The 13,822-nt window shown below is 43.2% G+C and carries 19 protein-coding genes; 2 read left to right on the top strand and 17 right to left on the bottom strand.

Going from position 1 to position 13,822, the window contains the following annotated elements:
- Positions 1-32 precede the first annotated feature (32 nt).
- The 12 genes from AC3CID_RS16265 to AC3CID_RS16210 form a co-directional block, all read right to left on the bottom strand.
- Positions 33-413 (bottom strand): carboxymuconolactone decarboxylase family protein, encoded by a 381-nt coding sequence (locus AC3CID_RS16265; RefSeq protein WP_488527693.1) that lies wholly within the window; start codon positions 411-413, stop codon positions 33-35.
- 59 nt (positions 414-472) lie between these two features.
- Positions 473-829 (bottom strand): MerR family transcriptional regulator, encoded by a 357-nt coding sequence (locus AC3CID_RS16260; RefSeq protein WP_488527692.1) that lies wholly within the window; start codon positions 827-829, stop codon positions 473-475.
- Positions 830-873: 44 nt separating this feature from the next.
- On the bottom strand, positions 874-1,392 hold the full coding sequence (locus AC3CID_RS16255; RefSeq protein WP_048669456.1) for a hypothetical protein: 519 nt from the start codon (positions 1,390-1,392) through the stop codon (positions 874-876).
- 248 nt (positions 1,393-1,640) lie between these two features.
- Entirely contained in the window at positions 1,641-2,111 is a 471-nt protein-coding gene (locus AC3CID_RS16250; RefSeq protein WP_488527691.1) for a GNAT family N-acetyltransferase, read from the bottom strand.
- Between the two features lie 50 nt (positions 2,112-2,161).
- Positions 2,162-3,397, bottom strand: coding sequence for an MFS transporter (locus AC3CID_RS16245; protein WP_081008948.1), 1,236 nt, complete (start codon positions 3,395-3,397; stop codon positions 2,162-2,164).
- Between the two features lie 38 nt (positions 3,398-3,435).
- Positions 3,436-3,939 (bottom strand): RDD family protein, encoded by a 504-nt coding sequence (locus tag AC3CID_RS16240; RefSeq protein ID WP_145563071.1) that lies wholly within the window; start codon positions 3,937-3,939, stop codon positions 3,436-3,438.
- 85 nt (positions 3,940-4,024) lie between these two features.
- Positions 4,025-4,489, bottom strand: coding sequence for a DUF2846 domain-containing protein (locus tag AC3CID_RS16235; RefSeq protein ID WP_017105042.1), 465 nt, complete (start codon positions 4,487-4,489; stop codon positions 4,025-4,027).
- A 333-nt stretch (positions 4,490-4,822) separates the two neighbouring features.
- Positions 4,823-5,296: a GrpB family protein gene (locus tag AC3CID_RS16230; protein ID WP_017075226.1), complete on the bottom strand. Its 474-nt coding sequence runs from the start codon at positions 5,294-5,296 to the stop codon at positions 4,823-4,825.
- A 31-nt stretch (positions 5,297-5,327) separates the two neighbouring features.
- Complete coding sequence (locus AC3CID_RS16225) at positions 5,328-5,567, bottom strand: hypothetical protein (protein WP_029225084.1); 240 nt, start codon at positions 5,565-5,567, stop codon at positions 5,328-5,330.
- A 586-nt stretch (positions 5,568-6,153) separates the two neighbouring features.
- Positions 6,154-6,750 carry a DJ-1/PfpI family protein gene (locus tag AC3CID_RS16220; RefSeq protein ID WP_488527690.1) on the bottom strand — a complete coding sequence of 199 codons (597 nt, stop codon included), beginning with the start codon at positions 6,748-6,750 and terminating at the stop codon, positions 6,154-6,156.
- A 29-nt stretch (positions 6,751-6,779) separates the two neighbouring features.
- A complete protein-coding gene (locus AC3CID_RS16215) occupies positions 6,780-7,145 on the bottom strand; it encodes a hypothetical protein (protein WP_428784082.1) in 366 nt (121 codons plus the stop codon).
- A 93-nt stretch (positions 7,146-7,238) separates the two neighbouring features.
- Entirely contained in the window at positions 7,239-7,619 is a 381-nt protein-coding gene (locus AC3CID_RS16210; RefSeq protein WP_473578754.1) for a hypothetical protein, read from the bottom strand.
- Positions 7,620-8,338: 719 nt separating this feature from the next.
- On the opposite strand from AC3CID_RS16210, the gene AC3CID_RS16205 reads away from it, so the two are divergent.
- Positions 8,339-9,079 carry a MipA/OmpV family protein gene (locus AC3CID_RS16205; RefSeq protein WP_428785278.1) on the top strand — a complete coding sequence of 247 codons (741 nt, stop codon included), beginning with the start codon at positions 8,339-8,341 and terminating at the stop codon, positions 9,077-9,079.
- Between the two features lie 89 nt (positions 9,080-9,168).
- Here AC3CID_RS16205 and AC3CID_RS16200 read toward each other — a convergent pair whose 3' ends face one another.
- Positions 9,169-9,384, bottom strand: coding sequence for a hypothetical protein (locus AC3CID_RS16200; RefSeq protein ID WP_428785279.1), 216 nt, complete (start codon positions 9,382-9,384; stop codon positions 9,169-9,171).
- A gap of 222 nt (positions 9,385-9,606) precedes the next feature.
- Between AC3CID_RS16200 and AC3CID_RS16195 the strand changes: the two genes are divergently transcribed.
- Positions 9,607-10,053: a TetR/AcrR family transcriptional regulator gene (locus AC3CID_RS16195; protein WP_048658945.1), complete on the top strand. Its 447-nt coding sequence runs from the start codon at positions 9,607-9,609 to the stop codon at positions 10,051-10,053.
- A gap of 224 nt (positions 10,054-10,277) precedes the next feature.
- Here AC3CID_RS16195 and AC3CID_RS16190 read toward each other — a convergent pair whose 3' ends face one another.
- The 4 genes from AC3CID_RS16190 to uraD all read right to left on the bottom strand — a co-directional run bounded on the left by AC3CID_RS16190 (position 10,278) and on the right by uraD (position 13,813).
- Positions 10,278-11,597, bottom strand: coding sequence for a urate hydroxylase PuuD (locus tag AC3CID_RS16190; RefSeq protein WP_488527689.1), 1,320 nt, complete (start codon positions 11,595-11,597; stop codon positions 10,278-10,280).
- 14 nt (positions 11,598-11,611) lie between these two features.
- Positions 11,612-12,172: an ureidoglycolate lyase gene (locus AC3CID_RS16185; protein ID WP_004732859.1), complete on the bottom strand. Its 561-nt coding sequence runs from the start codon at positions 12,170-12,172 to the stop codon at positions 11,612-11,614.
- 15 nt (positions 12,173-12,187) lie between these two features.
- On the bottom strand, positions 12,188-13,174 hold the full coding sequence (gene alc, locus AC3CID_RS16180) for an allantoicase (RefSeq protein WP_488527688.1): 987 nt from the start codon (positions 13,172-13,174) through the stop codon (positions 12,188-12,190).
- Between the two features lie 123 nt (positions 13,175-13,297).
- Positions 13,298-13,813 (bottom strand): 2-oxo-4-hydroxy-4-carboxy-5-ureidoimidazoline decarboxylase, encoded by a 516-nt coding sequence (uraD, locus tag AC3CID_RS16175; RefSeq protein WP_102424562.1) that lies wholly within the window; start codon positions 13,811-13,813, stop codon positions 13,298-13,300.
- Between the last annotated feature and the right edge of the window lie 9 nt (positions 13,814-13,822).

Genomic DNA, 13,822 nt, shown 5'->3' with positions numbered 1-13,822 from the left:
GCTCCCTTTTCAGACTATATTTTCTGTTTATCTCAAGCAGTGTTTCTCTCAGCAAGCACTTCCTTAAAAGCAAACATGCCATTAAGTGCCGAAGGGAACCCCGCATACACCGACATCTGCAGTATCACTTCTTTGATCTCCTCTTCGCTACAGCCGACATTAAGCGCTGCATTCAAGTGAACTTTAAGCTGAGGCGCACAATTGCCGAGCGCAGTCAGGGCTGCCACGGTCGCAATCTCTCGTGATTTCAAATCCAAACCGGGGCGTGAATAGATGTCACCAAAGGGATACTCGATAGTATATTTGGCAAGATCAGGGCAGATGTCTTGCAGACTTTCGATAACCTGTTGCCCTGCTTCTCCGTCGATGTAATTCAGTCTTTCTAAGCCAATGTCGAAGCGTGATTGATTCATGTATATGTTCCTGTTTTTAGGGTTACAGGAACACCTTACAAGTTAGAGTCGACTCTAAGTCAACCGACTTTTCCATCTCGATACAAACTAATCTTTTGCTCTAACGCTGCCAGATGCTTTTGTTGCTCTTCGATATGGGCTCGCAAATTTTGTTGATGTTGTTCCAGCAACACTTGGCGCTGCGAAGCCGATTCTGGCCCTAACTCCCTCAGCTTTGCGTATTCTAAAATCTCATCCAGTGGCATTGCGGTGTCTTTCAGCCGCTTCACAAACTCAATCCAAGTGACGTCCTTCGATGTATAGACTCGATGGCCGCTACTGTTCCGCTGAACATTTTTCAGCAAGCCGATTTTTTCGTAGTAGCGAAGCGTATGGGCAGACAAACCCACCAACCGAGAAAACTCACTCACATTCATTACTTCACCTTTTCTATCTGGGTAATAAGTACTAAGAACTCAAACTATGCGCACTTATCTAATTTGAGCTCTGCGGTGACTTTCGTCAAACGCAACGCAATCGCGAAACAAACTAAGTAAGGACTCACATACCAAAAGATGCTTTCTAGTGGCTGCTTCACCTGCGCTTCTCTGGTTTTTATGTACTGGTTTTTCTGCTTCTCATACTGACTCAACATACCATCCACCCACACTGCATCACTTTCCACCAGCGATACGCTCGGCGCAGGAACCGTAAAATCCGATGCGTTGGGTAACAAGGTGAAATCGACATCTTTGAACGTGATCGCCGTATTCAAATACCACAAACACGCTTCGTGGTGCTGAGCGTGATTATCTAAAGATGGCTGACCGGTGCAGGTATCACTTCTTAATTTATCCAAAGAAAACTGCTGAACCGATTCTAAAATCGCCACCGCTCTGGTTTGTTCTGTTTCAACCCAATCACCCGCTACTTTCGCACGAATCTCAGACACTGCACCCAGCATCCCGATACCCGCTAGAAACGGCCATAAATAATCCATGAGCTTCCACTTTCGTCGGCTCAAGTTGAACCCACACCAAATCGGAAGATGAAAAAGGAGCGTTAGCCCAAGCGATAGCAAAACGAAATTCAAGGAGCTAGAGAGCATGAGTTCGCTATCAAAGAAGTTCTTCATAATGAGAGACTTGCCTGTGTAACAAAGAGAAATTTGATACTAAATTCGATATTTGAAAGGAGTGTAAGAGGAAAGTAAAAACAGCACCAACAATTGGCGTTGGCGCTGTTTATTTAAGCAACTAACGGCTTTTCCATCGGGATGCAGTCGAGGCTAATACCTCTAGGCGAGTGATAAGTGGAAAGTTCATCGCCAATAAAGCCACACGCACGATAAAACGCAGCGGCATTCAGAGTCGATTCTAACTTCATTAACGGCAAATTGTGTTGAATCGCGAGTTCCTCTAAGAACTGCAACATCTGCTTCGCTGCGCCTTTTCCGGAAAAATCTGGGTCCACAAAAATAGCATCAATCATACCAGTTTCGATGTTGATCTTGCCGCTGCCAATCACTCGGTCATCGACTTCTGAAACGTGAAAAGTTTGGACTACATCGCTTATGAATCCATCAGACATTCCACCCTGCGTCCATATTGACAGCTGTTCTTCTAAGTAATAAGCCGAGCACTTCTCGGCAATGGCACGGCTTCGAATATCGAAAATATCCTGAGCATCAGACTCAACCGCTTTTCTAATTGTGATCATAAGCCTACCTCTGGTGACTAAAAGATACTACTTGCTAGTAAATCGAATAACTACTCGGTGACTAACGTTGGAGATTGCTTCCCCTTAGCTGACATAAGATAAAAACCAACGGCACCAACAACTGAAATTAATATCACACTAAACCAAGTGAAAGTGTACCCATAATCATCGATAAAGTAGCCAATCACGATAAAACTAGGCATAACGAAAACCGTTCGCAAGGTAATGAGCACGCCTTGAATGCGTCCACGATGACTCGAAGGGGAGTTGTTTGCTAGATATATGCCCTCTTTTGTCAAAAGAAGAACCTCGCCCGCAGATAGAAATAGCCAAGCAAAAAAATGAACAGGAATGTTAGGAAACAACATGACAAGCATATAACCAAAGGCAAACATAAAGCCTGCATAGGCAAGGCTTACGGTTTCAGCCTTACCTGACGTGAACTTCATTAAGATTGGCGTAATCAGCACCACCACAACACAAGCGTAAGTCATGAGTTGCCCGAAAATAATTGGGCCTTGCTCTCCAAACACATGGCTCAAATACAATGGACTCGCCATAGTCATTTGATTTAGCGAATACCACAGTAATCCACATAGAAAAGTGAACAACAAAAGCCGTGGCCTTGATTTTAAAACTGACCAAACCGAACCAGAAACGGGCTGTTCCAGTTCACTCTCGCTGGTCGATTCCGTTCCAGGTTGCAACTTCACAAATACAGCCACAATAAAAACACAAAAAAGAGCAGCAAAACCGTTGCCGAAAAATATCCAGTCGGTGTGATTCCAGAACAAGTAGCCAGCCATAACAGGACCAAGAGCTGAACCAAAGTTATAGGCTAGATAACTTAATGACATGACTGCATCACGATTCTGAGGGGTAGAAAGATCGGCAACTAAAGCATTACTCGCGGGTAAAGCTAAACCGCCAAAGAAATAGGCACAAAACAAGAACACAGGTACGACTACCGGAGCATCGGCAAAGAAACCACAAATAATCAATAATACAGCACACATAAACTCGCCAAACACCATGACCCGTTTATGTCCCAACCTATCCGCTAATCTCCCACCTAAAAAACTCCCTAAAAGGTAAGAGCCCGTCACACCCATGGCAAGGGAACCTGCGACTGTTGCGGAATAACCCAACTTATCGGTTAACAGTAAGACTAAAAATGGAACGATAAAGTTACCCATTCCCAGAATCATTCTAGCCAGTGCTAAATAATAGATATTATTCGGTAAATACCTGTAAATAGAAATGGCTGAGAAAAGCTTATGAATCATGAAGTTCCTAAAGTATTTAAGTGCTTGATTATGAATTTCTATTCGATAGTACTGAAATCTAGGTTTCTCGGCACCGAAACACTAACAACCTGAGTTCCTGCGATTAAATCATGTAGGCAACGCTTGTCTTTGCGCAAAACAAACAGACAATCTAGCGTCGTTATAAAATGACCAATTACAGGTATGTACGTAACGATTGTCATAGGTATCATTCGTTTACCCACTATTTTGAATAACCCTATATACTTACCTTCCATATCGACAATCGCGATTTCCATTAGATTTTTGCCAATCGTCTGCCCCTTCTTATGCAGCAAATATCCGTGTAACAAAAAGAACACCAACCAACCGTAAGCTGAGGCTATAAGTAGTTCTGTCGTATCAATTTTCCCTGTATCGAATATTTTTTGAAAATAATCGGTATAGAGAAAGATTGGCGTCATCATAGCTATACCAATCAGGCCATCAATCAAACTTGCCCCTACTCGGGACCATCGAGACGCGAGTACAATTGTAGGGGTGTTTTCTATTACTTCAGACATGTCCTTTCCTAAAGTCAAAATGCCTATAAATTAAAAAACGTCAGAAACTCGAAGCTCTGACGTCATCTTGAATTAGATTGAATCACTATATAGAAGGGCAGTTACCGCTTTCAGCCATTGCGACTTTGCGTACTTCAGCTTTCCCTACTTCTTCATCGACTAACTCAACACCTGCACCACCGACAAAAACGCCCATTTTAATGTATTGGTTAACGAAGTAATTCCGACCTTCAGCAGTAAAAAGGGAGACGTGATTTTCAGAAAATTCAGATTCCGTACTGACGACATGCTCTTCGTTTCCTTTGACCTCGTGATAAAAGAACACACCAGGAGCCGTTTCACCTACGCATTCTCCATCAACATATACGTACTTTTTGAGCGCGCCACCGACAAAAGTATCTTCACGATAGATATAGATGCCTGTATTACCTTCTTTAGGAGCAGGGAACGTTTTCGCTTGATCAGAAACTGAAGAATCGACTGTTGGCACAGAAGCACACCCAGATAATGCGAGAAGAAGAGCAGAGCAAAGAAATACCTTATTTTTCATGTAATAACCTAGACTTTATAAAAATTCGAGAAACATAACATATGCAAATGATTTAATTTTAAATGCCCATGCATATGTGTGAGCCACATTGCATAATGAGTAGTTAAAATTCAGAAAAGTAGATGAATCGAACTAAACCATTGTTCTGTATAAGCTTAATCACTCACGTGCAATTTTAATCAAATGGTTAGAGGATCTATTTTATGCAATCACTTCTAATGAACAGGAGATGTTCCGAGGTGAAAGCCTTTAGATAATGTGCAATAAAAAACGTACGCCTAGCGATTTAACTAGGATATATAGATTGGAGACAAAAAGGGTAAGGACTGCTGACTATTTCAGAGCCAGCACATGCTCGATAAAAGTCGACTTCTTTTCGCGGTATTCATCTTGTGGCCAACTTTCACAAGACATTTTGAGGGTGTTGTATCGCTCCACCAATGCCGGATTCACACGTAGCTTGTCACGAAACGTTAGAAAGCATTCAAACTCAGAACCATTAATGACCACTTGCAAGGCCACATCATCAACGGATGTAGATTCCAACATACACAGTTCGGGTGTTCTTAACGTATCGAGTTTCTCTGTAAAGCCGAGTGTTGTAAGTCGCTCTATAGCATCCTCAAGTTCGCCAAGCTCAACTCCAACGAATATATCTAAATCGCCCTTAGATACGGCTGATGGAATCGAAGATGCGCCTACATGCTCGACTCTCGCATTAGGTATCAGCTTTCTGATGTCACGCTCATATCGAGCAAACATTTCATGACAAGCAGTTTGGTATTGTTCAGCAGGGTAGAATTTCATACTTACTCGCTTCTATGACTGGCTCTAAGCATTAAAAGCTATTGAACACACCGATGGCTAACAGAAATAGTGCGATGCTAATCGCACCGATATAAGAGATTCTGGTTCGCTCTTTTTCAGTTGGAGTAAATGAAGGGAAACGTCCTAAAGTGAATACCTTGCAGACTATCCAACCAGAACCGTAACCAATAAATTCGATCACGAGCGACTGAAACATATATCTGAAGAATGCGCTTAATGCCCTAAAATACGCGACTATCACCTCTTCCATTCTCTGCCCTAATTAAAGTCAATTTGGAACAGAAAATGCCACGGGTAGAGATTCAGATCAAGAACCTTATACAGAACTACATATGCATACAGTCTTTCAGACGAACACCGTACATCTCATTTAGATCGCTGCAATATTTGGGTATACGCTTTTGAGAAAGCACTCGGTATTCCTCAAGTTCATCGATGGGTTCGTATGATGAAACATGTTCTTCAACTTCGTTTTCCGCTTCAGTCCTTGGTAAAATTAAAGGCGTAGTTGGGTTATTACAGACCACGCTTTCACAAATGGTATCTTGGGAATGGTTAAATTCTTCGGCATCCAAAAAATCAGAGGTCGTTGCAAGAGTAATAGGGGTTAGAAGTAAAAGAATAAGAGGAAGAAAGTTGGTAAATCTCAAATTGATCATCACTTAAATTAATAATAAAAATTAAGTGATAATTATTATCAATAAAATGAACAATGTATAGACTTTACTGACAGGTCAGAGGTTTGATAAATATCTGAACCTCCGAATGAACTATTAGGACAAAGGGGAAAATCGCCAGTATGAATGATTAACACGTGAACTAGGACTAATACACGACTAAAGATAATCACTCACTACCGACATGCAATGACTCACGGAATCTTCTTTCTCGCCGACAGGTGCAACATAGTGAATTGCAGCTTCGGCATGTAATTCGTCTGCTAGCTTACTGATAACCCATGCTGCGATGTATTTGGACGACAAACAGCCACCCGCCGTAGCAATGTTACCTTCCGCATAAAACGGCTGATCCAACACAGTCACACCGGATTCAATTACCCATGGCTTCGTTGTTAAATCAGTGCAAGCTGGAACTTGATTCAGCAATCCCAATACCGACATTAACAAAGTCCCTGAACATTGACCGCCAATCAATTGTGTTTGTGGGTTAAGGTTTAACCTTGAGAGTAATTTAGAATCTTGGGCGATATCGCGGGTCAACATGCCACTACCAAACAACACCGCATCAGCAGTATTGGCAAACTCCAGCGGTTGCTGAGATTGAATTGTGACTCCATTCATTGAAGTCACAGATTCAGTGGGGCTAGTGATCTGCACATTCCAGCCAAACTCTTTCATTCGATTCAAAATACCCGCTGCGATGAAAGAATCTAGCTCGTTAAATCCATCAAATGTTAATACTGCAATATCCATATCTGTTCTTTCCCCACTCGTGTTAATGCTTATCCAAAAATTCTAGTCCAAAAACCTTTCTTTTTTTCCTTTGTAATACTTACTTTCTCTGCGGGTAGACTGGCTTTAGTCTGTTTCTTATTGTCAGACGCGGAGATGAGAATGTTAACCAGATCAATAGTTGATTCGTACTTGGTTACCTTACAATCGTGTACAATTTTTGACTCTTCAAATAAGTTTTGAAAAATTTCTTTCCAAACGCTGTAATACTTAAGACATTGTTTTTCAGTACCATAAATTTGCCCAAACGAACCACAAAGTAACGCATGAGTAATTTTTTTACGGTGTCCATTAGCTGCTTTGGCTTGCTCTATTTGCTCATTATTCAAAGCTACAAGTATTAATGAATTCTTCATACTCTATCTTTACCTTACAACAACCTATCAATATGCTCACAATGCAAAATCCTTTTTGTACATCACTAAACTTTACAATTAATTTTCAAACAGTCAGTCGCAACGCCCTTTGATATTACCAACAAACATGTTTGCGCCGTTAAAGTTGCCAAAACCATTTATCGATTTAGTGTAAACCGCTTTTTCTTTCTCTGGATAAACAGCCCAAGTCTCAACAGTTGATTTGCCGTCACTACCAACATTAGCGCAAATTAGAGTAGATGAACCAACCTGAAAGCAATTCATGTTATTTGGAGATACGCTACTTTCTTCACCTTTAAAATCAACGATGAATTTTTGAGATGAAATACCATCTTTATCAATTTCAAAGTTTTCTAATTGACGAGTAGAAAAACCTTTGAGATCACCTACAACAAAGCAACTAGCTTGTGTTGTAAATGACAATAGAGCCCAAACAACAACGAGATATTTCATATCTTCTCCAGATCGCGAACAGAAGTTGATTCGGCTCACTTTAATTCACATATGCATATAGAGTCACTAACTGAATTATATTTCTGCATTTCCTTTGTCCAAAAACAAAAAATCCCCGGCGATAGGAGCCGGGGGAAGATGGGGAAAAATGAGTCTGAAGTATGCCTGCTCCTAAACTCCCCCTAAACCTCATCTAAAATTGATGTCCTAGTTGAGGGCTGGCAATGTGTCGTTGAAACGTAGTGCCTAGCGCTGCTAAAGAATTAGTCCGAGAGAATCACCATCTATCCTCAATATCTCCTTTGATCATGCGATAGACCAGAAATGCAGCGACAATGCATAGAACAGCCATCACGATGCTGCTAATACCAAGAAAAACATAAATTGGTTCCACTTCGTCTCCCATCACTCTCTCCAGAAATAAGCCTCGATGACTCAGACACATCAGTAACACACTAATATTTAATGATAAATTAAAGGTTAACACCCTTTATTTTGTCGTAATTTTTGTTTTATCGCTAATTATTAATTAGCCAAAGCCAACGAACTGTTGTTATACTCGCCAAAAATAAGGGGCGACACCCTTTATTTTTGAAGTTTACGTTTAGTCAGACTTATCGTCAAGCTACTTCGTGGCCAAAAGTCAGCATAACCGCTCAACTCTATTGAAGTTGGGTTCCTAAATTTGAACATAGAGTCACTCCTTACAAGAGCAAAACATGAAAAAATTAGCACTCACTACCCTCATTTTAGCCATGTCTTTATCGGCACCAATTAACGCTGAAATTGGCGTGGGACTTACCGCCAGTTACTCGCCAAATGTTTACAAAGGAGGCGATACCGAAGTTACGCCATTCCCTCTCATTAGTTACGATAATGGCCATTTTTTCATTGAAGGTGTCCAAGCTGGCTATCGCTTGGCTCCAAAAGGCAGCGTGAACAATCTCGTTATATTTGCGGCCTACGATCCTCGCACCTTAGACGCGAAGGAATCCGATGATCCCGATATCAAGAAGCTCAATGATCGCGATCCTTCATTCATGGGTGGGGTCGCTTATGTATTGACGACGAATGTTGGAGAACTGAGAGCGGGTGTGGGGACAGATATTAGTTCGGTTCACAATGGCCTTTATGCTGAAACTCGTTACAGCTACCACATCAATATGGGGCCATTTGGTTTGATCCCAGCGATAGGATATTCACTCAATAGCGATAAATTGAATGAGCATTTGTACGGTGTTTCGGCGTCTGAAGCAGCCAATACTCGCTTTGAAGAATTTAACCCAAACTGGAGTGGACGTTACTTTGTCGGTTTAACCGGGTACATGCACTTATCAAAACAATTACGTTTAACGGGTGGGGTTAGATATGAAAACCTCGACTCTGAAATCGAGAAAAGTCCGATACTTGAAAGTACAACATCGGTTATTGGAAATGCTGGAATAAGTTACACTTTCTAATGTGTTTGAGCGGGTTTAACGAGACTGAATATAAGCGAAGCTGGTTTAGAAAAAGGACTTTCTACAACCTTAAACGTAAGTTGAAACCGCTATACGTACAGATCTATTTTGTTCATTTTCTTAACCACATCTTCCCCTTGAATCCTTTTTAATACCGTTCCATTCGACGATGAGATAACAATTTGCTTATGGCTATCTAGCTTGGCTGACAGGTCGGCCTTGTTCGCTGAAAACGTCATGTTGATGTAATCAGTGGCACTATTCAGTTTGTGACTGCTCAATGGGGAATGTATCAGGTTGGTCATCATTTCGAGCCTTTTAAAAATAAAGGTTAACAACCTCTATTCTATATGCTAAATGTATAATTTCAATAGCATGAACTCGATGAGGCCTGTTTAAGCCCATTAATGTTCAGTTACTCAACGATTGATTGTATCGCAAGCTTTGTGCCTTTATTCTACGGCCTGTTACTGCTGATTATCGATGGCACATAAAATACAGCCATCATCCAACATTCGGAGGCAAGAGTGGGAAGAGCAAGCGCTGCACAAGCGATTATTACACGACAAAAGATCATCGATGCTGCATTTGATATCGCATTAAATGAAGGCTTCGATAAGGCAACCTTTGCTTATATTGCTAAAAAAGCCGGTGTGTCTAAATCAGGGATTAATGCTCACTTCGACAGAAAAGCCGATATTGCCAAAGAGCTTGAGCCTCTGTTTGCAAAGATCATCAATGAGCACTTAAATTACGAGTCGACCGCGGCGTTTTCGAAGACTTGGCAGAAAGCCATTGATAGCGAACCAAATTTTGTGGCAGCTATTATTGCATTTGGTCCTATTATGCCAACTGAGAAAGGCATCAAAGGGCTGCAATCCAAGATCCAAGGCGAAGAGCAAGAAGTGCTCGACTGTATCTATCACTGTATCGGCTATGCGGTTTGTAATATTCAATCTCGCCAATCCGCTTAATTCGCCTATCTTCATTCCGCAGATTTAACGAATAAAGCGACCCATATTCATATTCAGCTCCACATTTCCTGTTTTCTCTTTCCTATTTCCGATTGTCCAAAAACAAAAAGCCCCGGTTATAGGAACCGGGGAAACAGGGTGGGATGAGTTTGGTGCGTGCCCGAAACCAAACTCTCCCCAAGCCTCACCTAAGACTCATGCTCTTAGGTAAAGGATTCACATCATTATTGCAGCGTAGCGCCTTGCTCTACCCATGTGCCGATGAGTGCGCGCTCTGCATCGGTCATTTGAGTCATGTTGCCGAGCGGCATCACCTTGGTTGTTACCGTTTGAGCAACAATCCTTGGTACGTTGGCTTTAATCTCTTCTGGGGTATCAAACATCACACCGGCTGGCGCAGCAGCAAAAGCGGCGTGGCTTGGGGTTGATGAGTGACACACAGAACAGCGCTCTTGAATGACTTTGTTGATGGTTTCAAAGCTTACGCCTGCGCTAGCCGTTTGCATTGCGTGGTCTGCTGGTACAGCTTGAGAACTAGCCGTAGTTGAAGCTGCGCCTTTCGAAACAGCCTCTTCTGTCGCCAATTCTGTAGTGCTTACTTGCACTTCTTGAACCACTGGCGCTTGTACAACCGGAGTCATCTGCTTTTTGGCGTAAGGCGAGGTCACAAACGCAAGCGTGATCATACCCAATGCTGCTACTGGTATTGTCCATGCAAACTTCTGGCTACCATGACGCGTGTTGAAGTAGTGACGCACCAAGATACTGAAGATCGCTAGGCCAGCAAGGATCAACCAGTTGTATTCCGAGCCATAAGTGCTTGGGAAGTGATTACTGATCATGATGAACAGCACTGGCAGTGTCATGTAGTTGTTGTGACGAGAACGCAGTAAACCTTTCGCTGGCAGTGCCGGATCCGGTTCGCGCTTCTCTTCAATCGCTTTCACCAAGTTACGCTGTGCAGGCATGATAACGCGGAATACGTTACCCACCATGATGGTACCAATGATCGCACCCACGTGGATGTAAGCACCACGACCACTGAACACTTGAGTTAGGCCATATGTTGCAGCGACGAGCAGTACAAACAGCACAACGCCAAGCAACACGGGTGTTTTACCTAATGGTGAGTCACACAGTAAGTCGTAAATAAACCAACCGGCAACGAATGAACCAATACCAATCGCGATTGCCGTTGTTGAATCAAGGCCAGAGCCCGGTGCAATCAGGTAGATTTCAGCGTTGAGATAGTAAACCACACCCAGTAGACACACACCGGTGATCCACGTGAAGTAGGCTTCCCATTTGAACCAGTGCAGGTGCTCTGGCATCTCTGGTGGCGCAAGTTTGTACTTCTCTAGGTGATAAATACCACCACCGTGAATCGCCCATAAGTCGCCCGAAAGGCCCGTTTTTGGGTTTACTCGGTTAAGGTTATTCTCTAACCAAACAAAGTAAAATGATGCGCCTATCCACGCAACACCAACAATCATGTGAGCCCAGCGTATTGCTAAGTTCAACCATTCTGTAATATGCGGATCCATAATAAACTCCTGTATCACAACGCTTTAGCTAAGCGTTGCTCTTCCTTATTGTCGTCCGTTGGCAGATCGTCCAAATGCAATGCCACTCGATCGCTGTCGAAATAAACTTCATCACAATTGTGCCCTTCGCCACCTCTATCGACGATCAAGAACTGGTCTTGATCGGTAAGCGCAAGAACTGGGTGATGCCACACCCCTTTGTGATAGTTCACTCCTTGACGGCCGTTGCTCAAGAAAGCTCGGCTATTGGCTAATGTTGGATCGTCGCCTTTTGGCGCGACAACAATTAAATAGGGTTGACCAAGTAATGGAATGAATGCCTGAGAGCCAAGTGGATGACGCTCTAACATTTTGATGGTCAGTGGGTAGCTCAACGGTGTGGCTTGGAAGATGCTGATGATCGCTTCTCCGTCTTGGTCTTGCACATCCGTTGTCGCTAGCTTGTGGTAGCGACGTGTTGATCCACTGTTGATCATGAAGAAATCACTATTATCGGACTCGATAACATCGCCAAACTCTGCAAAAGCCTGCTTGGTTAACGGTTCGATGGATAAACGACGTATTCCATTACTCATATCTGATTTCCTTACCTATTTCGCTTTCGTACCAAATAGACGCAAACGGCTGATACCACCATCTGGGAATATATTTGCACGTACGTGGGTAATCGCACCAAGGTCGTTAACCTCAGAAATGAATTCGTGAATCTCGTGCGCTTGCAGCTTTTGTGCAGGCAACAGTTCACGCCAGAATAGGCTTTGTGTTTCGACTTGGTCGTCGGTACCGCCTTTCACGTAAGCGGCTTGAATTGAGCAGCTGTCTGGGTAGTTACCTTTGAAATGAGCAGTATCCACTACGATACGTTCGATGTTGCCTGGGTGGCCTAGTGCCACGATAACCCAGTCGTTACCCGGTGTACGACGACGAGCTGTTTCCCAGCCATCACCCATGTTTTCACCGCGGCCAGGGCCTAAAATATTGGCTTTGTTGCCGTAGTGCTCATCGCTACATGCCAGTGCTCGACCACCGTGTTCAACGGCTGCTAGGTCGACTTGTTGTTGAGAATCTATTGCGTCCCAATCCACGCTTGGTCGGCCGTAAACACGTAGGCGTGCAACACCACCATCTGGATAGATGTTCAAACGTAGGTGCGTAAATACTTGGTCGCTTTCAATCGCTTCAAGATGATGATGATCACCTTGTAGTGCCATTGAAGGCAGAATTTCTTGCCACTGTGTTGAATCAGTTGGCTCACCTTGTGGTGAATAACACGCGTCAATTGATGCCGAAGGTGGGAAGTTACCTGTGAAGAATGAGGTATCAATATCAACGCCAGCAATGGTGCCAGCTAGGCCAAGGCGAACGACACAGTAGTCGTAACCTTCACCGCGTTTGCGTCTGCTTTCCCAACCGTCCATCCACTTGCCGTTATCGTCGTATAAGTCGTCTTTCCACTCTGGCGCTGCGTGGCTGAGAAGACGGCTTTTATCGGCGAAAAAATCGTCTGTTGCGAAGGTAGCTTCTGCACCTAGTTTTTCGTCTGCAAGGTTTATGTATTGTTCAAATGTTTGGGTCATGTCCGTGTAATCCTATCCAATTAATCAAGTAATAATAAAATGAGAACTCAGTGGCTTATTCGCTTATAAAGCGTGCTCTTAGCGCACTAAGACTGGGCTGAGATAGCTGTTAACTCCGTTAACTTACATATCCCAGAGACGAAACATCGCGATCTTGTTGATCTCTTGAATCGCCGTAGCAAACTCAGTTTCACTATCATTTCCTAATCGCATCTCGAACGACTCAAGAATTTGGTAACGATTGGCTCCCTTCACCGCCATGATAAAAGGGAAATTGAAGCGACTTTTGTAGCTGTTGTTGTAAGAAGTGAATTTTTCAAATTCTTCGGCGTTGCACTGGTCGATGCCCGCCCCCGCTTGTTCCTTGGTCGACGACTCGGTGAGCTCGCCGTTTACGGCTGCTCGACCGGCTAAATCAGGGTGAGCGTTGATCAAAGCCAACTGTTTGCCTTGGTCTGCACTTAACAAGGTCGATGCCATTTTCAGATGAAGATTCTCGATATGGTCGTCTTCGGCATTCAAACCTTGGTCATACACCAGTTCTGCAACCCACGGGCTGTGTTCGTAGACATCAGCAAAATGAGCGACAAAGGTATCGCGGTCCATGGTTGTTGGTTGGCATGATCGAAATTCAGTCACGTTAAGCCT

This window comes from Vibrio sp. QJM3NY_21 (assembly GCF_057785975.1).
This window is presented reverse-complemented; position numbering and strand designations above follow the sequence as displayed.